The sequence below is a fragment of the Rheinheimera sp. D18 genome (assembly GCF_004345025.1).
In the GTDB taxonomy this organism is placed as follows: Bacteria; Pseudomonadota; Gammaproteobacteria; order Enterobacterales; family Alteromonadaceae; genus Alishewanella; species Alishewanella metallidurans.
In genome coordinates this window covers 2,758,096-2,777,060 of record NZ_CP037745.1, presented here as the reverse complement: position 1 = coordinate 2,777,060, position 18,965 = coordinate 2,758,096, and the positions used below count along the sequence as shown (strand labels likewise).

At 44.0% G+C, this 18,965-nt stretch carries 17 protein-coding genes; 8 read left to right on the top strand and 9 right to left on the bottom strand.

Annotation, left to right across the window (positions count from 1 at the left end):
• Positions 1–6 precede the first annotated feature (6 nt).
• A complete protein-coding gene (locus E0Z06_RS13105; protein ID WP_132585477.1) occupies positions 7–189 on the bottom strand; it encodes a helix-turn-helix domain-containing protein in 183 nt (60 codons plus the stop codon).
• Positions 190–380: 191 nt separating this feature from the next.
• Here E0Z06_RS13105 and E0Z06_RS13100 point away from each other — a divergent pair, with 191 nt between their 5' ends.
• Positions 381–2,501, top strand: coding sequence for a S9 family peptidase (locus E0Z06_RS13100; RefSeq protein WP_132585474.1), 2,121 nt, complete (start codon positions 381–383; stop codon positions 2,499–2,501).
• A 79-nt stretch (positions 2,502–2,580) separates the two neighbouring features.
• Here the strand turns inward: E0Z06_RS13100 and E0Z06_RS13095 are convergent, their stop codons facing one another.
• Both E0Z06_RS13095 and E0Z06_RS13090 read right to left on the bottom strand, forming a co-directional pair.
• Positions 2,581–3,243, bottom strand: a complete 663-nt coding sequence (locus tag E0Z06_RS13095) for a hypothetical protein (protein ID WP_207903090.1) — start codon at positions 3,241–3,243, stop codon at positions 2,581–2,583.
• Between the two features lie 87 nt (positions 3,244–3,330).
• A complete protein-coding gene (locus E0Z06_RS13090) occupies positions 3,331–4,833 on the bottom strand; it encodes a carboxypeptidase (protein WP_132585468.1) in 1,503 nt (500 codons plus the stop codon).
• A 259-nt stretch (positions 4,834–5,092) separates the two neighbouring features.
• Between E0Z06_RS13090 and bfr (E0Z06_RS13085) the strand changes: the two genes are divergently transcribed.
• The 7 genes from bfr (E0Z06_RS13085) to E0Z06_RS15805 all read left to right on the top strand — a co-directional run bounded on the left by bfr (E0Z06_RS13085) (position 5,093) and on the right by E0Z06_RS15805 (position 13,382).
• Positions 5,093–5,566 carry a bacterioferritin gene (gene bfr, locus E0Z06_RS13085; protein ID WP_132585465.1) on the top strand — a complete coding sequence of 158 codons (474 nt, stop codon included), beginning with the start codon at positions 5,093–5,095 and terminating at the stop codon, positions 5,564–5,566.
• A complete protein-coding gene (gene bfr / locus E0Z06_RS13080; protein WP_132585463.1) occupies positions 5,567–6,034 on the top strand; it encodes a bacterioferritin in 468 nt (155 codons plus the stop codon).
• A gap of 156 nt (positions 6,035–6,190) precedes the next feature.
• Entirely contained in the window at positions 6,191–9,070 is a 2,880-nt protein-coding gene (locus E0Z06_RS13075; RefSeq protein ID WP_132585460.1) for an insulinase family protein, read from the top strand.
• A 230-nt stretch (positions 9,071–9,300) separates the two neighbouring features.
• A complete protein-coding gene (locus E0Z06_RS13070) occupies positions 9,301–10,263 on the top strand; it encodes a Fe(3+) ABC transporter substrate-binding protein (protein ID WP_243695608.1) in 963 nt (320 codons plus the stop codon).
• A 41-nt stretch (positions 10,264–10,304) separates the two neighbouring features.
• Positions 10,305–11,933, top strand: coding sequence for an iron ABC transporter permease (locus E0Z06_RS13065; protein ID WP_132585454.1), 1,629 nt, complete (start codon positions 10,305–10,307; stop codon positions 11,931–11,933).
• Positions 11,933–12,967, top strand: a complete 1,035-nt coding sequence (locus E0Z06_RS13060) for an ABC transporter ATP-binding protein (RefSeq protein WP_132585451.1) — start codon at positions 11,933–11,935, stop codon at positions 12,965–12,967. The genes E0Z06_RS13065 and E0Z06_RS13060 overlap by 1 nt, the downstream gene beginning before the upstream one ends.
• A gap of 97 nt (positions 12,968–13,064) precedes the next feature.
• Complete coding sequence (locus E0Z06_RS15805; RefSeq protein WP_132585448.1) at positions 13,065–13,382, top strand: DUF6122 family protein; 318 nt, start codon at positions 13,065–13,067, stop codon at positions 13,380–13,382.
• 9 nt (positions 13,383–13,391) lie between these two features.
• Here E0Z06_RS15805 and E0Z06_RS15800 read toward each other — a convergent pair whose 3' ends face one another.
• From E0Z06_RS15800 to E0Z06_RS13035, 6 genes are all read right to left on the bottom strand, one after another.
• The gene (locus E0Z06_RS15800) at positions 13,392–13,814 is read right to left on the bottom strand and encodes a serine hydrolase (protein WP_243695514.1); all 423 of its coding nucleotides are present in this window, start codon (positions 13,812–13,814) and stop codon (positions 13,392–13,394) included.
• Entirely contained in the window at positions 13,804–13,977 is a 174-nt protein-coding gene (locus E0Z06_RS15795; protein WP_243695513.1) for a serine hydrolase, read from the bottom strand. Before E0Z06_RS15795 ends, E0Z06_RS15800 begins: the two co-directional genes overlap by 11 nt.
• 12 nt (positions 13,978–13,989) lie before the next feature.
• Positions 13,990–14,346 carry a hypothetical protein gene (locus tag E0Z06_RS15790; RefSeq protein WP_243695512.1) on the bottom strand — a complete coding sequence of 119 codons (357 nt, stop codon included), beginning with the start codon at positions 14,344–14,346 and terminating at the stop codon, positions 13,990–13,992.
• A 79-nt stretch (positions 14,347–14,425) separates the two neighbouring features.
• Positions 14,426–16,306 carry a hypothetical protein gene (locus E0Z06_RS13045; protein ID WP_132585445.1) on the bottom strand — a complete coding sequence of 627 codons (1,881 nt, stop codon included), beginning with the start codon at positions 16,304–16,306 and terminating at the stop codon, positions 14,426–14,428.
• A gap of 179 nt (positions 16,307–16,485) precedes the next feature.
• On the bottom strand, positions 16,486–17,649 hold the full coding sequence (locus E0Z06_RS13040) for a homoserine O-acetyltransferase (protein WP_132585442.1): 1,164 nt from the start codon (positions 17,647–17,649) through the stop codon (positions 16,486–16,488).
• 9 nt (positions 17,650–17,658) lie between these two features.
• On the bottom strand, positions 17,659–18,960 hold the full coding sequence (locus tag E0Z06_RS13035; RefSeq protein ID WP_132585439.1) for a GntP family permease: 1,302 nt from the start codon (positions 18,958–18,960) through the stop codon (positions 17,659–17,661).
• Positions 18,961–18,965: the final 5 nt, after the last annotated feature.

The window sequence follows — 18,965 nt, the reverse complement described above, 5'->3', positions numbered from 1 at the left end:
CTAGCGTTATAATCCGCCTAAGCGCTCTGCTAGTGTTTTATATCGCTTTACGTCATCGGCATTGAATAATGGTTTACCTGCGGTATCTTTCTCTGCGGGTACAAGCAAGTTTTCCCTTGCTAAACGTTCAACTCTTATTGCTTGTACACCTAAAAATTCTGCTACCTGCTCAACCGTCATTAACGCCATGTCATTTTCCCTGTTTATAATAAGTTTAAAGTAATAGCTTAAAACCAGCCATTTGTGAATAGATTAAATAAAGCGGCGTATAATATCTATGTATAAATATACTCCGTTACACTTTTTACGCTGTGCAAATTTGGTTTACTGCAATTGTTATGTTAGTTTTTCTGTTTGCCTGAACTTCACAGAGAGAACTAATGCGTAAACATACAATAGCTCTGCTATGCCTAAGTAGTATTAGTAGCTTCTGGCTAAGCGCAGTAGAACTAACCGCGCCGATTGCCGTACAACAACCTTACACTGTAACCTCAGCCAATGGTGACCGACCAGATCCTTATTATTGGCTACGTGACGACAGCCGAACCTCGCCAACGGTATTAGATTATTTGCAGCGTGAAAATGATTATTTCGCACAATATAGTGCGGGTTATCAAGCGTTAACTGACAAGCTTACCGATGAGATTATTGGCCGGATTAAACAGGACGATAGCTCAGTGCCCTACAATAAAGGCGATTATAGCTATTACACCCGTTTTGATACCGGCAAAGAGTATCCAATATATCTGCGTAAATCGTTAAAAGACGGCACCGAGCAGGTAATGCTAGATGTAAACGTATTGGCCGCTGGTAAAGATTTTTATCAGGTGGCGAATATGCGTGTTAGTCCTGACCAAAATTTACTGGCCTATGTCGACGACACTAATGGCAGACGTCAATACACCTTGAAAATACGTGACTTACGCACCGGAAAAGATTTACCCGATCAGTTAACTGGCTTATCTAGCAGCATTGCTTGGGCTAAAGATAGCAAAACGTTATATGTGGTTAAAAATGACCCTGCTACCTTACTTAGTACCCAGGTATTACAGCATACACTAGGCAACGATGTTGCCAGTGCTCGTCAAGTCTATGAGGAAAAAGATAATAGTTTTTACATGGGTATAGGTAATACCGGTGATAATAACTATGTCGTTATTTATCTTGGCAGCACGGTATCGACCGAAATGCGCGTACAAGACGCCAGTAAACCTGATAGTGAATTTAAAGTGCTGGCACCTCGGCAGCGCGACTTTCAGTACTCGGCTAGCCATATTAACGACCGCTGGGTAATAAGCACCGATTGGGATGCACCTAATTTTCGTTTAATGAGTGTAACTGATGACAAAATTGGTGATCGTAATAACTGGCAGCCGTTGGTTAAGCACGACGACAAGGTATTTATTGAAGACTTTGAGTTATTTAATAATTACTTAGCGATTAACGAGCGCAGCGATGGCTTACGTCGGTTAAAAATAATGCCATGGGATGCACCAAATAAGGCCTTCTATGTCGCATCTGATGAATCGGCTTATGTTATGGCGTTTGAGACCAACGTTGAACCTAATACTGACTACGTACGCTATGTTTACACGTCACTGACTACACCTGCTAGCACTTATCAACTGAATATGAAAACCGGTGAAAAGCAGTTGTTAAAGCAAACTGAAATACTAGGTGGCTTTGATAAAGACAACTATAAAACCGAGCGGGTGTGGGCTACGGCGACTGATGGCGTAAAAGTGCCTATTTCACTGCTATACCGTAAAGATTTTAAACGTGACGGCAGTGCGCCGCTATATCAATACGCATACGGTTCTTACGGGAATTCGTCAGATCCGTCATTCCGCTCTGTAGCCTTGTCGCTGGTAGATCGCGGCTTTGTTTATGCTATCGCGCATATTCGTGGTGGCCAAGAAATGGGCCGGCAATGGTACGAAGATGGTAAGTTACTGCATAAAATTAATACCTTTACTGACTATATAGCAGTAACTGATTATTTAGTTGCTAACCAATATGCGGCGAAAGACAAAGTGTTTGGTATGGGCGGCAGTGCTGGTGGCTTGCTAATGGGCGCAGTGGCTAACATGGCACCAGAAAAATACCGTGGCTTAGTGGCACATGTACCCTTTGTTGATGTGGTTACCACTATGTTAGACGAAGGTATTCCGCTAACTACCAACGAGTTTGACGAGTGGGGTAACCCAAAACAAAAAGCCTATTACGATTATATGTTGTCTTACTCGCCTTATGATCAGGTAGCAAAACAAGCTTACCCAGCCATGTTGGTTACTACCGGTTTGCATGATTCACAGGTGCAATACTTTGAGCCAGCAAAATGGGTGGCAAAGCTGCGTACCCATAAAACTAATAATCAGCCGTTAATGTTTAAAACCAATATGGAAGCAGGCCACGGCGGTAAGTCGGGTCGGTTCTCAAGGCTGGCAGAAAATGCCCAAGAATACGCGTTTATTCTTAACCTGTTAGGCCAAACAAAATAAAATATAAAGTATAAGCAAAAAAAGCCGAGCATTAATGCTCGGCTTTTTTGTTTTCACGGCTGCTTCAAGATTGGCTTATTTATAATAATACCGTCTTAGCCATACTTAGCCGCAACTTTAACGTGAGTGAATTTAATAACGATTGTTGCTTATTACTTAGTACATGACATACGGCAAAATCGGCGACGTTTTGCTCGGCAATAGTGGGTAAGTCTTTTTTCTGATATAAAAACTTTTTAGCCGTGTGACTATCTTCTAATAAAATATCAACTCGACCTTGTAACATTAAACCAAAAGCTTGTTGGTCACTACTAACCGTTATTCGTTTACCTAAAAACTGTTGTTGCTCTGCCATTTTAAAGCCGCGAATATGGCTAATAATGAGTTCAGGTCGCTGTTGCCAATTAGTGAGTTTTTGTGGGTCAAGACTATAAGCTCGCAAGTGTAATGCACCTATAGTTACCGGTACGACAATAAATTCTGGGTGTGCTTCGTCAAGCTCACAAGAACGAAATAAGTCTGCATCAAGATCGCCATGTTGCAGTAAGCGCAACCTACGCTCTGATGGTAAAGCAATAAATTCTGTACGATAACCCAGTTGTAAGTAGGCCGTTTTAAGTAGCTGCTCCAGCTGCAGGCTCATTGGCGTAGGGTTAAGCGGCGCACCAATTACAAGAGTATTAGCACTAAGTGTGTGGGCCGAAAATAGTAAGAAAATTAATATCGAACGAATAATCACCACCTCAAAAATAGCGCTAAGCTAACCTAGTATAGCGGTTTACGTACTGACCGCCAAAAAAGGTCAGTACGCATTTATGCTAAATAGACTTTAGTATTTTGCGGCAACGCCAGGGGCTGGTAGTGCGCCTAAAATAAACTCACGTAAATCATCATTAGATTTTTTTAAGTCTTCTTTACGCAGATACATCATATGACCGCTACGGTAGCCTTTAAAGCTAAGGCGATCTTTCATTTTACCGCTTGGGTCTAACTGCCACATATTATACTTAGCATCAAAGTAGTTAGTGGCGCCGTCGAAATAGCCTGATTGGGTCATTACTTTTAAATAGGGGTTTTGTGCCATAGCTTGGCGCAAGTTTTCGCCGGTGTTATCACCACTTCTATCCCACGGGTGCACAGGGCCAAACATATTGTATTTTATGTCAGTATTGTATTTTAACTCCGCACGCACGTAGTAATTCATCGCTGGGGTAAATGAGTGCAGCCATGAGGTTAGTTCGGCATTGTAATCAGGACGGTCGCCAGCATCGCTTTTATCAATACCTAAATAGCGCGAGTCTAAACGGCCAATAGTTTGGCTACGGTCACGAAGTAGTTCTTTCCAAAAGAAACTCGGGTCAATATCTAGGTTATTTTGCAGTACAGCTTGTAACGATAAACCTGAATATGCGGCTACCTGCTGGGCTACGCGCTGCTTTTCTTCGGCACTTATCGCATTGCCTTTGGCTAAAGCAGGTAAGTATTGATTAAGTGTAAAGTCCTCTACTGCCGGTAAAATGTCGTATAAATCTTTTTGCTGTAAGTCAGTACCCAGTTTTTTGTGATACCAAGCTGTGGCGGCAAAATACGGCAGGCGATTAGCGGCATCAACCGGTCCTTCACGCTTAATGCCAAGCTCAGTTGGGGATACTAGCACTACGCCATTTAAGTACATCCACTGCTGGTTTTGTAATGCAAGTGCTAAACCCGATACTCGCGTAGTGCCATAGCTTTCGCCAATTAAAAACTTAGGTGACTGCCAACGCTCATTACGAGTAACAAAGGTATTTACCCATTCGGCTAAATATTTGATATCAGCGTTTACACCAAAAAACATTTTTTGCTGCTGATCTTTAGACGGCATTTTGCCTTCTTTATTGGGTAATACGCGCGAGTAGCCGGTGTTTACCGGGTTAACAAATACAATATCGGCAACGTCTAATACCGAATGTGTATTGGTTTGCACGCCGTAAGGTTGTACTGGATAGCCTTCGTCATCAATAAGTAATGATTTAGGGCCAGTATAAGCAATATGCATCCATACTGACGCTGAACCTGGGCCACCGTTAAATGAAATTAGTAGTGGGCGTGTGCTGCGATCTTTAATATCGCTACGCTGATAATAGGTATAAAACAAGGTGGCTGTCGGGTTGCCTTCTTCATCCCACACTGGTTGTGTGCCGGTAGTGGCGCTATAACCAAAACGTTTACCGTTTACTTCGGTTTTATGTTCGGTAACCACTTTACTGTCTATTTCTATTTGGCGCTCTGTTGCCATTAATGCACTGCTGCACAGCAGTAGCACTAGGGCAAAAGGTTTGAATAGTTGCATAAGTTCCTCTGATATTACTGGTTATTATAATTTTCACTTACTCTGTGTAACGTAAAAACACAAATAATTCAAAGTGCTTGAGACCAATATACGAAAATATGCCGTCATGTACGCTTATTTAAAACGAGAAACGAAACGTGTTAGTAATACGAACTATTATCAGTAATATGTTGTTGAAAATAAACATAATTTTGCCTAGTGGTGGCTTTTGTACTACACTTAGTCGCATGTTTTAACGCCAGATAAGAAGGTTGGTGTAATGAAAGGTCATCCACGGATACTGTCAAAATTAAACGAAGTGCTGACAGCAGAGTTAACGTCTATTAATCAATACTTTTTGCATGCCCGTATTTATAAAAACTGGGGCTTAAAAGCGCTAAATGACATCTGTTATAAAAAGTCGATTAAAGATATGAAGCAGGCTGATCAGCTGATAGAGCGTATTTTAATGCTTGAAGGCTTACCGAATTTACAAGCATTAGGTAAATTACGAATTGGTGAAGACACGCCAGAAATGCTGCAGTGCGATAGCGAGTTTCAAATTGAGCAGTTACCGCTATTGCGTGAAGTTATTGCACTTTGCGAAGCAGAGCAAGACTATGTTAGCCGCGACATTATTACTGACATTTTAGAATATGAAGAAGAGCATCTAGACTGGTTAGAAACGCAGCAGTATCAAATTGGTAGCCTAGGGCTGGCAAACTATTTACAAGCACAGCTGGGAGGCGAATAAATGAAAGGCAGCAAACAAGTTATCGACGCGTTAAACCAACTCTTATCTAATGAGTTAACCGCGATGGACCAATACTTTATTCACTCGCGGATGTATCACGATTGGGGTTTGCAAAAATTATTTGCCCGTATTGATCACGAATTTGATGATGAAAAAGGCCATGCTTCAGCCTTAATTGAGCGTATTTTATTTTTAGGCGGTGTGCCAGATATGGTTACGCGCGACCCAATTCATGTTGGCCACGACGTACCTAGCATGCTGCAGAACGACTTAAACGTTGAATATGCAGTGCAAAAGCTATTAAAGCACAGCATGGCATTGTGTGAGCAAGAACAAGATTACGTTACCCGTACGATGTTGCAACAGTTATTAGACGATACTGAAGTTGATCATGCACACTGGTTAGAACAGCAGCTAAACTTAATTAAATTGCTAGGCTTACCAAATTATTTGCAATCACAGATGTAATTATTAGCATCGAACACTAAGGCTCCTAACGGGGCCTTTTTTATTGCTGTCGACACATTTTATTACAATCCTTTTGCGCTCTGTGCTGGTAGATAGCACCTGATTTCATTACATTAGCAATTCTTTTTGTAACATTTTCGTTATATGGGTATAGACATGAAAAAAATATTTATAATCACTGCAGTGGCGCTAGCAGTACTAACCGGCTGTGCTGGCGAACGTGTAACGTCGACAGACGTGCAAAGCGTTCAGCAACAAGTGCAGGGTCAAGTGCTGGTTAGCCCGAATGATACTCGAGCCTATAAAATACTAACTTTACCTAATAAAATGGAAGTGATTTTAGTATCAGATCCGGCAGCAAAAAAATCTGCTGCGGCGTTAAGTGTTGGTGTTGGTTTACTGCAAGATCCCATGAGCCAACAAGGTATGGCGCACTATTTAGAGCATATGTTGTTTTTGGGCACTGAGCGTTATCCAGACACTAAAGGCTACAGCGAGTTTATGACCGCCAATGGCGGCGCACAAAATGCTTATACCTGGCTTGATATTACCAACTACATGTTTAAAGTAAACAATGGTGCTTATGATGAAGCACTAGACCGTTTTTCTGATTTTTTTAAAGCACCAAAACTGTACCCAGAGTATACCGATAAAGAGAAAAATGCAGTTAATGCGGAATGGTCGATGCGCCGGGAAATGGACTTTTTTGGCCAATATAATTTATCGCGTAGCATGATGGGCAGCCATCCTGCCAACCGGTTTTTAATTGGTAACTTAGAAACATTAGGCGACAAAGAAAATAGTAAATTACACCCGCAAACCGTCGATTTTTATAATCAGTATTACTCGGCTAATATTATGAAGGTGGCGCTGTTAAGCAACTTGCCACTGAACGAGATGGAACAACTTGCAGTTAAGCATTTTAGTAGCATTAAAAACAAAAATATTGCCTCACCTAAAGTTACGGCAAAACTAGATGTTAGCAAGCTAGGCGGGAAGCGCATTCACTACGTACCGAATGAAGATGTTAAGCAGCTGCGTTTAGACTTTACCATTACTAATAATAGCGAACAATTTGCGGTAAAACCGAATGAGTTTTTAACCTATTTACTGGGTTCTGAAATGCCGGGTGCACCAGCACAACAGCTAAAAGCGATGGGCTTAATTTCTGGTTTAAATGCCAGTGCTGATCCTGGGCTATACGGCAATTATGGTTCATTTAGCATCGACATCGATTTAACTGACGCCGGCATGCAAAATCGCGAGGGTATTGTCGCGACTATTATGCAATATCTAGATTTGGTGAAGCAGCAGGGTGTTGATAATAAATACTTTAGCGAAATTCAAACTAGCTTAAATAACCGTTTTCGCTTCTTAGAAAAAGGCGATGAATTTGGTTATGTGTCTAATTTAGCTGCCGCTATGCAAAACGTGCCAGCGCGCAATGCGGTAAATGCGCCTTTCTATTATCAGCGTTTTGACGGTAAAGCCATAAACGAGGTGTTACAGCAGCTAACGCCTGAACACTTACGCATTTGGTATATTAGTAAGCAAGAGCCGCACGATAGCAGCCTGCATTTTTACGATGGTAAATATAAAATTGCAGATATTAGCCTTGAAGAGCAGCAAAGCTGGCAACAAAGCCCTAAATTGGCCTTAAACCTGCCGGCAGTAAATCGCTTATTACCTGAGAAGTTCGACTTAGTTGCACCAGTAGCGCAAAGCAAACCTGAGTTAGTACTGCAAAAAGACGGTATTAGCGCGTGGCTATACCCAAGCCAAATGTTTGCTAACCAGCCACGTGGTGTGCTAGAAATTTTGTTTAATACAAATGTTGCCCAGCACGACATTGACGCCAAAGTGCTGCAGTCACTATGGTATGATCTATACAACTTACAGCAAAGTGCACTAGCTACAGAGGCAGGTATTGCTGGTATGTCTATGGGTTTAACGCCTCGCAACGGCATGGCATTAACTATCGGCGGTTTTACTGATAAACAGCCGCAGTTATTACAGCAAGCATTGGCTGGGTTAACGGTTAGTGCTGATCAGCAAAGCTTTGCCCAGGCTAAAGACCGTTATATTCGTGGTTTACAAAACCAGGGCAAGCAGTTTCCATACGCGCAAGCATTTGGCACGTTCAGCGCATTAGTTACTGATGGTGACTACGAACGCGCTCAGCTTATTGCCGCGGCAAATAAGCTAACAGCAGCTGATTTACAACGCTTTATTAGCAACACGTTAAGCAATAATCAACTGCGTATTTTTGCCTTTGGTAACTACGATAAGGCAATGATTGAGCAGGTAGCGGCTGAGATAAAACAAGCGTTACCCGCACAGCGCGCCGAGCAGCCGTATAGCCGCACGGTATACTGGCAACCAACAGTGGGTGAAACACTGGTAGTGCAAAAAGATATTGACGTTGCCGATGTGGCATTAGTTGATGTGCATATGCACCCTGAACCCTCTTATACCCAATTAGCTCGCGCTACAATCTTAAAAAGTCATTTTAGTAATGTGGCCTTTGATAAACTACGCACTGAAGAGCAGTTAGCTTACGCGGTGGGTGGCACCGCTATGCAGTTAGAAGACTATGTTGGTTTTGCTATGTTTATTCAGACACCGGTAAAAGGCGTGGCTGATATACAAGCAAGGTTTGACAAATTTAAGCAGGAATATGTTACGGCATTAAATGAGTTAACTGAGGAAGCGTTTGCCCAACTTAAAGCCAGCACCTTAGTCTCTTTAAACGAGCCAGCAAAAAATCTGCAGGGTGAAGTGCGGCCTATTATTTCTGACTGGTATCGTGAAAACTTCAACTTCGACAGTAAACAACAACTTATTGCTGCGGTTGAGCAAGTAACCTTAGCTGACGTAAAAGCGTTTTATAATGAAACCATGTTAAATAGCAAGGCGCCACGTATATCCATACAAATGCGCGGCACATCATTCCGTGATCAACCGTTTGCCAATTTACCTGGCCAAAAAATAATTACTGATGTAGCACAATTTCATCAACAGATGAAAAAGCAATAATCAGCGTTAGGCTTCACTAAAAACGCAGCTTTGGCTGCGTTTTTTATTAGGGTTTAATCAACATTTAATAGGTATTTTGGCCAAATTCGGCATTATCAAGTTGAGAACGGTTCGTATTTATGTTTAGATGCGCGGGTATTTTTTAGTATGCATTACTTAGGAGCTACAGCATGAAATTAGGTTCGGCGCTAACCCTACTCGGTACTGGTATAACTGCAGTACTGTTTAATATGTCAGTTGCTCACGCTGCAGAAGTAAATATCTATTCTGGCCGCCAAGAAGAATTAATTAAACCGCTATTAGAAAAATTTACTGCCGACACCGGTATTAAAGTAAATTTAATTACCGGTAAGCCAGATGAGCTAATTAGCCGCATGCTAAGCGAAGGCCGTAACAGCCCAGCGGATATACTTATTAGTACCGACGTAGGCCGGCTGTATCGTGCCCAGCAGCAAAACGTGCTGCAAAGTATAAACTCTGAAGCATTAACACAAGCGATACCTGCTGCACTACGTGATCCCGCAGGGCACTGGTATGGTTTAACCATGCGTGCCCGGCCAATTTTATATGTAGGAGGTAAAGTAAAACCTGAAGAATTATCCACCTATGAAGATTTAGCCAGCCCGAAATGGCGCGGCCGTATTTGCGTACGCTCATCTGACAATATTTATAATCAGTCGATGACCGCTAGCATTATTGCCCATGACGGCGTTACCGCAGCCGAAAGCTGGGCTAAAGGCTTAGTGGCAAACTTTGCCCGCCCGCCTAAAGGTGGCGACAGAGACCAAATTAAAGCCGCTGTAGCCGGCGTATGTGATATTGCGATTGCTAACACCTACTATTTAGGCGGCATGCTAGCCGATAAAAATGAACAAGCCGTGGCGCAGCAAGTTAAGGTATTTTGGCCAAATCAAGCCGATCGTGGTGCGCACATTAATATCTCTGGTGCCGGCATAGCGAAGTACTCGCCTAATAAAGCCGCTGCTATACAGCTACTTGAGTATATGGTTACCGCAGAAGCGCAGCAGTGGTATGCGGTAGCTAACCACGAATACCCAGTAATTAGCTCGGGCAAGCTAAGTGATATCCTGCAAGGCTTTGGTGAATTTAAAGCCGATCAGTTATCGCTAGAAAAGTTAGGCGAATTAAATAGCGATGCTATTCGAGTGATGGATCGCACTGGCTGGAAGTAGTAATTGAACACTATATTCTTTAATAACCTAAGCGCCAGATAATGCGTGATATCTGGCGTTGGTCGGTGCTAATGCCTGCGCTGCTGCTGGCCATGCCAGTGCTCGTAGTTTTTACTAGCCTATTTACGCCACAGCCTGATATTTGGCTGCATTTACGCCAAACTGTGCTAGCGGATTACGTTATTAACTCGTTACTGTTGGCTACAGGCACTGGTATCGGCGCGTTGTTGCTTGGCACGTCTAGCGCTTGGTTAATTAGCCAGTATCAGTTTATTGGTCGGCGTTATGTGCAGTGGATGTTATTACTGCCACTGGCGGTGCCAGCTTACATTATTGCTTACACCTACACTGGCATGCTCGACTTCTCTGGCCCTTTGCAAACGGCGCTACGCAGTCAGTTTGGCTGGCATTATGGCGATTACTGGTTTCCAGAAATACGCTCACTAGGCGGCGCCATTATTATGCTGTCGCTGGTGTTGTATCCCTACGTTTATATGTTGGCACGTACCGCGTTTCGTGAGCAGTCGGCATCGTTATTAGAAGCCAGCCGTACTTTAAGTTTAAGCCCTAGGCGGCATTTTTGGCAGGTCGCATTGCCGTTAGCTCGGCCAGCTATTTTAACCGGCACAGCGTTAGCAATGATGGAAGCCTTTGCCGATTACGGCACAGTGCAATATTTTGGTATTGCCACCTTTACTACCGGTATTTTTCGTACCTGGTTTGGTATGGGCAACCAAGTTGCGGCAGCACAATTGGCTGCGATGCTTACCAGTTTCGTGCTGTTACTGTTGGTGTTAGAACGCTGGTCACGCCGTAAAATTCGTTATTATCATCAAGGACAGCAACACCAGGCGCCAATGCTGAGAACGGTTAGCAAAACACGGCAGTTGCTCCTATTACTGTTATGTTTGTTACCTGTGTGCTTGGGCTTTGTCATACCGGCTGCGCAGCTTATTAGCTGGGCGTTGTCTAACTATCAAGTAACACTTAATCAGCAGTTTGCGCAGTTGGTCTGGAATAGCTTTAGCTTAGCAGCTATAGCTGCGGGCATTTCCGTGATGCTGGCACTGTTGTTCGCTTATGCTAAGCGTTTACGCCAAGATGCCGTAGTGCAAACACCGGTGCGTGTTGCCGCTCTAGGTTATGCGGTACCGGGTACCGTAATTGCTATTGGCGTTATGTTGCCACTAGCGTGGCTAGATGGGCGCATCGATTTACTGGCCGAGCAATGGTTTGGTACTCGCACCGGCTTAGTATTTTCGGGTAGCGTTTTCGCGCTATTGCTGGCTTACAGTGTGCGGTTTTTAGCGGTGTCATTACACAGTGTTGAAGCAGGATTAGAGCGAATTAAGCCAAGTATGGACAACGCTGCCCGTTCATTAGGCTGCACGCCACTTCAGGTACTAAAGAAAGTACATGTGCCATTACTGAGTGGCAGTGTGTTTAGTGCCTTATTGCTAGTTTTTGTTGATGTGTTAAAAGAACTGCCCGCCACGTTAATTTTACGGCCATTTAATTTTAATACGCTAGCGGTGCGTACCTACGAGCTTGCCTCCGACGAGCGTTTAGCCGACTCGGCACTGCCGGCACTGGCAATAGTATTGGTGAGTTTATTGCCGGTAATTTTGTTAGCGCGATCGGTAGACGTCGCCAGCAAAGGAAAGAATTAATGCTAAACATACAAAAGGTTAGCATTGCTTATGCTAAGCATAACGTCGTTAACAATATCTGCTTTTCGTTAGATCAAGGCCAAATTGGTTGCTTAGTTGGCCCCTCTGGGTGTGGCAAAACAACCTTATTGCGTGCCATCGCCGGTTTTGAGCCAATTACAGCGGGTAGCATTAGTTTAGCTGGGCAGGCGGTAAGTGCGGCTGATATGCTGCTAGCGCCTGAGCAAAGGCAAGTGGGCATGGTGTTTCAAGATTTTGCTTTATTTCCTCATCTTAATGTTGCCGATAACATTAGTTTTGGCTTACGGCACAGTACTAAAGCTAATAAAGCGGCTAAGGTTAAACAACTATTGCAGTTAGTCGGCTTACCCGACTTAGCGCAGCGCTATATCTATCAGTTATCTGGTGGTCAGCAACAACGTGTCGCCTTAGCTCGAGCTTTAGCTCCTGAGCCTAAAGTACTGCTATTAGACGAGCCGTTTTCTAGCCTAGACGCTGAGCTACGTGAAGGGCTAGCCCGCGAAATACGTCATATTTTACAACAGCTAAATATTACTGCGGTAATGGTAACGCACGATCAAAACGAAGCTTTTGCTATGGCTGACATCGTCGGCGTAATGCAGCAAGGGCAACTGCAGCAATGGGCGACACCTTACGAGCTATACCATAAACCTGCTAACCGTTTTGTTGCCGATTTTATTGGCCGTGGCGTATTGCTGCCAGGCACTATGCTAGATGCCCAGCAGGTGCAAACTAACTTGGGTCGGTTTGTACAGCGGTACAGCAGCGCGTTGCAAGCCGGTGACAAGGTTGAAATACTTATTCGCCCCGACGATATTGTGCACGACGATACTAGTAATGTTACCGCACTGGTTGTGGAAAAAGCGTTTCGTGGTTCACATATTTTATATCGGTTAACATTAAACAGTGGTGAGCAAGTGCAGTGCTTAGCACTGAGTCATCATAACCATGCAATAGGCGAACACATTGGTATTCGCCTTGATTTAGATCACGTGGTGTTGTTTCCCAAATAACGTGCGGCCCTTTTATCCAATTGGCCATTCATCTTTAACCTGAGTGGCTATTGTTTTAGATTAACCAGACTCGAACGCGAAGGGGTAATAATACGTAATGCTGCATATAGGTTTGCACTTTATTATTCCCGCAATATTGGTGGCGCTATTTTTTCGACATAATTGGAAATCAGCTTACCTAATACTTGCGGCAACTATGCTCGTCGATATCGATCATCTTATTGCACAGCCGATATATGATCCTAACCGTTGTAGCATTAACTTTCATCCGTTGCATAAATTGTGGCTTATTGCGGTATATATTTTGCTTTGTTTCTTGCCTAAAACTAGGCTCCTTGGGCTCGGCTTATCCATTCATATGGCACTTGACTCGATAGATTGCCAAATAACAAATGGTGTTTGGATGCAGCACTAACGTAAACAATTAAAAGTTTTTCTGTTGCAACAAATACTCTGCTAGTGCTTGATACGCGGGTAATGATGTTGGATCATTGACGCCATTAGCTGCTATGGGATGTGAGGCAAAGCGAACAATCACCATTTGCGCGGTTGGGTCAATATACATCGTTTGACCGTGCACACCGCGGGCTGCAAAAGCGTGATGTTTGTTGTGCAGTATCCACCACATGCTTTTGTAACTACCCTTTGGCAAGGTAGTGTAATCTGCTTTGGCAAAAACTTCAGGGTTACCGCCTTGGCGAATACTGTCGATGGCTTGCTGCGGAATAGCTTGTACATTATTAACTTTGCCATTGTTTAATATAGCTTGGCCTAATTTTGCCATGTCACGTAAGGTTGCACTTAAGCCACCGCCGGCAAACGGCGTACCCAAGCTATCAATTGTCATCTAACTTGCCCTGAGCGATCAGCATTTCTGCTAATAAACCGGTTAAAGATTTCGTCATTGACATGGCGGCATGATATTCAGTTTCATTCAGACAACCAAAATAGCGCTCATACACCACTTTACCTTGATGCAACACGATAATGCCATCGGTATAGTTTGCCATTAGGCTTTGCTGCTAGGTCATAGTTTGGTTGCTATTCAGCGGTGTAAAACGCAGCTCGTCTATATTGGCTAACGGTGAAAAAACCAGTGGCTGATAATGGCTAATTGCGCGGTTAATATTGGTGGTGGGTAACAGTTGGCGCATGTTACATACTGACCAGCGCAGCTTAGGAAAGCTAAAAAAATTACTGTCAGGTTGCGTAATGCGTTTGCTTTGCGCTGGCGGGAAACCCTGCATCCAACCCATTTTTACCGGGTCGGAGTCTTGTGCCGACATAGTCGGGTTTGCCGCAGTTACTGGGAGTACCAGCAAAGTTAACGCTACCGCAGTACTAAGAGTTAAGACTTTGCTACCGTTAATTCGCTGCATGTTTTGCCCTTCTTGCTTGGCGTAGCCACTCAGCTTTTGCTTAAACTGAGTGGCTATTGTTTTAAGTTAACCTAAGCAGCTAGCTTTTGGGTTGCTCGATAGCTTGAGCCGCACTGGCATCGGCGTCTTGCTGCGGGCTAGATAAGGTTGCTTGATCCGAAGTTACCGGCATCGCGCGCGATTGCTGGTTAATTTGGTAAATTTGTTCTGTGTTAGATAAATCTTGCGCGTTTTTAATACTAGCAATGGTTTCGCGGTTTGACATGAAACTTTGAATATCATCCAAAATAGCCTGCATTTCTTGTGGGTTATCTTCCATTTCTAATATGTGACGCGGGTGCTCTACGTTTTTCGCACCGCTATCAGCAAAGGTGCTACTCATAATGCGCGAGCTAATAATCCACGGCGTTAACGATGAGCGCATTACGTAGTTTTCTGATGCGGTAGAATCGTAAATACCTTTACCTGTGGTTAATTTACTTTCGGTATAAGTACCTTCACATTTTAGGTATACCAGTAGCGAGTTAAAATTAAGTTCGGCCCAAAACGTATGGCTATAATTTTCCAGTAAGCGGCCAAAGCTGTGGCAAATTAACCAACTAAATAGCAAGCTAAGAATAAATTGGCTTTCGTTGAACAAGCTGATAACAAAGCTTTGGGTTGCCGCGTCTGATGGGCGCGCAATAGCTTGAAATTGATGCACTAGTTCTAAGATAGAGCGGGCTTCAAACAGCAAGTAAAATAAAATAAACGGACCAATAAGCAATAGCACTTGGCCAGCAATGGTCGAGAAAACACGCAGCTGCTTAAATAAAGCGGTGTGCTCCAGCGGTGCATATGCCGGCTGGGTTTCTATCATGATTTCGCCGCTAAAATTACCTTTGCTTTCTGATTGCTCATTCAAGTTAGGGTTTAGCTCGCGATATACGCGGTTTGGGATCTCTTTATAACGACGATTAGCCATAACAATGTTGTCGATATTAACGAACAGTTCGCGCGGATGGATATTTTCTTGCCAATTGGCGCGGTATTCTGACACCTTAGTTTGAGCCTTTACCTGTGCGGTGCGTTGTTTTAACAGCAAAAATATAAAGGTTCCGCTGATTGCCGCAAATAGCAGTACTAACAACAATTGTGGTGCGATGGCAAAACTGTGTAACTCGGATTGCCGTAGCTCAGCAACAAGCTCGGCAATATCGGGTTGTTGCAGTAAGAAATTGATGATTAAGCCCATTATTACTGGCGCTAAAATAGCAAAGGCCATAATTTTTGCCAGTTTTAGGTTGCCTTGAGTTTCAATGCTGCGCTCTGCTTGGCGATACACGGTGCTGGCGCCGCGCCAGCTTAAAATTAAATAAATAACTAATACCGCAGAAAAAAATGGTAACAAAATATCGCCAGTGTCGCCGGCTAAACCGGTTAAACACACAAAGGCAGTAAGGGCGTAGGCGACTAAAGCGATAATAGTGGCGATAAGCGCGCCAGAGAAACGCTGAGCTAAATTACGCAGCGGATAGGGCAAAAAGATCAGTTTAGGTACCAGGGTATGTACTAGGCGTGAAATAAAACCTACCGGTTCAACAAAGGTTTTGTTTTTTCTGCCCATTAACATTTCTTCTAAATCAATGCTTTTGTAATGTGGCTTTTCTAGTTTCGCCGTTTCACGCTCGGATTTACTGTAGTTAGGCGCCAAAGAGGTTGGAACGCTGCGACCAACAAAAAAGCGTAACATTTGAAAAATACCACCACCCAAAGCCCGTAAGCCGCCGGCTAATAACACAAAGCCAATTGCCGCAGAAATCCAGGCCAGGGTTTTATCCTGTTGTACCAAGCTAACAACCTGCAATAGCGGGTATATACCTAATAACGTTACAACCAAGCCGCGTGCGGCTCGCAGTAAACCTTCCGCTTTAAATGGATTGCGGATCCCTAACGACTCACTGCCATAATCATAGGCCATTGCTATGTCCTTTTATAAATCAATTTGTTAACTAAGGCATCTATTTGCCTGGGTAGTATATGTTGTGCAAAATACTGAGGGATATATTAAGCGGAACAGGCTATACATTGCGAATTTAATTACATAAAGAAAAAGGGTGCTCAATACCTGCCGCACCCACCAGGGAAGGGGACTAATTTTTAGTTCAAAAAGCCGGCAATTTGGCTAGCAACGGCCTCGATACCGATAACACCGTCTAAATGCCCCCAGTTACCAGGGATTTCAGCATATTGTGGCGTGTTGCCTGCAGCCGCCATAGCTGCTGCACTATTTTTGCTTAACATTGGCGGTAGCAACAAGTCACCCGTGGCGGGTAAAAACAGCGTTGGCGCGGTAATTTTAGCCACGGCTTGTCGCCAATTGTCACCCATGCCCGCGCGCCACAACTGGGAAGCGCGAACTAGGTAAAGAATATGATTAGCGTCTTGATAGGTAGCACGTAATTTTGCCTGCTGCATTAACTGCTGCCATGCAGAAAAACTAGCGCGAATATCATGTTGTGGTGCAGTATCAAGCTCAGGGGCTGGATAATTTAGGTTAAAGCCAACCGGATTCAGTGCATCTTGCGTAATATATGCCAGTGCCGTAGTCAGGCCCTGTATTGGTTGGCCTTGTTGGTAATAGTCACCATTTAACCATGCTGGATCTGTTTTAATCGGATAAGACCAACGCTCTAACTTAACGGCGCTGTAGGCATCCATGTAAGCACTACCAATTACTGGAATTAATCGCTGCACTTTATCTGGGTAGCGCACTGCCCATTCAATAGCCTGAAATGAACCCATTGATGGGCCGACAACCGCATGTAACGTTGAAATACCTAAACTATCGAGTAAGGCTTTTTGTACTTCAACAAAATCGCCAATGGTAACTACCGGAAAACTTAAGCCATACGGCTTACCTGTGGCGGGGTTAATGGTTGCAGGGCCGGTAGTTATTACGTTGGCATCAAATACGTTAGCGTTAACTAGCGTATCACTGCTAATCACGTAAAACTTATTAGTATCTATGGCTTTACCCGGGCCAACAATGGCGTCCCAGTAGCCAGCGGCAGTGTCTGCTGCATGGTATTTACCTGCAGCATGGCTAGTACCCGAAAAATAATGAGTGATTAAAATAACATTAGATTTGTCAGCATTAAGCTTGCCATAGGCTTCCCAGCCAATATTAACTGGGGCAATAGTGCTACCGCTTGCAGTAGTAAAACGATCTAGCGTAAAGCGCTGCTTTTGAACAATGAGTGTGTCACTGCAGGCATTAAAACTTAACCCAGCAAGTAGCAGTATGGTCAAAAAAATACGCATGTTAAGTCCTTAAAACCACTGAAATAATACGATAGCCAGTGCCGTGCCCAACACAGGGACCAATACACTAACTACGGCTACCGGCCAATAAGCATTGTGGTGGCTTTCACCACAAATAGCACGAATAGTGGTAACCACGTAGCCGTTATGCGGCAGCGAGTCTAGCGCACCAGACGAAATAGCCACCACACGGTGTAGCTGTTCTGGGTTAACGCCGCGGTCTAAATAGTGCGGTGCAATCTCGGGTAGTGCAATCACTTGGCCACCCGATGCTGAGCCGGTTAAGCCGGCAATCGCACTAACCGCAACAGCGGCACCCACCAACTCTGGGCCAGGTAAGTGTGTCATATAGTTTACTACGCTGGCAAAAGCAGGGGTTAGTTTAGCCACTGAACCAAAGCCGACTACGGCAGCGGTGTTGCCAATGGCTAATAACGCGCCTAATACGCCTTCATTCGTCGCAGCAGCAGGGTTATGTAAAAAACGAAAGTTAAGTAAATATAAACTCACGACACCGCCGGTAAGCGCCACTATTAGCGCGGCTTGCTGTAAGCTGTCGTGTAGTAAAAACGCGAGTAATAACACCACACCTAAAGGCGCGATACCTTTAATTGGATGTGGTAATTCGCGGTCAGTAATTTCTGGGTCGCCGGCACGTTGGCTAAAGTGTTCACCTTGTTTTACTGCATGCTTTATCATCCACATCAGTAACATATAGCCGACAACCGCCATAAAAATCGCCACCATAATACTAACTTGCCAGCCAGCGTAAGGCGTGGTTTTAAGATAGGGAATAGGGATCCAATTTTGAATTTCTGGCGAGCCAGCAGAGGTCATCGTAAAGGTAACTGAACCCAGCGCTAGTGCTGCAGGAATAAAGCGGCGGGGCAGGTTGGCACCTTTAAATAAACTTACCGCCATAGGGTAGGCAGAAAATGCGACGACAAATACACTAACACCGCCGTAAGTAAGTACGGCACAAGCCAGCACCACAGCGAGTACCGCTTTGCCCTGGCCTAGCTTGTTCACAATCATCAAAGCTACCGAGTCGGCAGCGCCGGTGTGCTCCATCAGCTTGCCAAATAGTGAACCGAGTAAAAACATTAAAAACCAAGCGGCGACAAAACCAGAGAAACCAGACATATAGCCATTAACAAAGTCTATTTTGTCGCTAACATGCCAAAATGGAATGCCGTTGGTTACGGCCACTAGCAGTGCGCACAGAGGTGCGGTAATAAATAGGTTGAAACCACGCATGGTAAGTACGATAAGTAGGCCAAGGCCGGCCAATAATCCAAGAAGACTCAACATCTTAT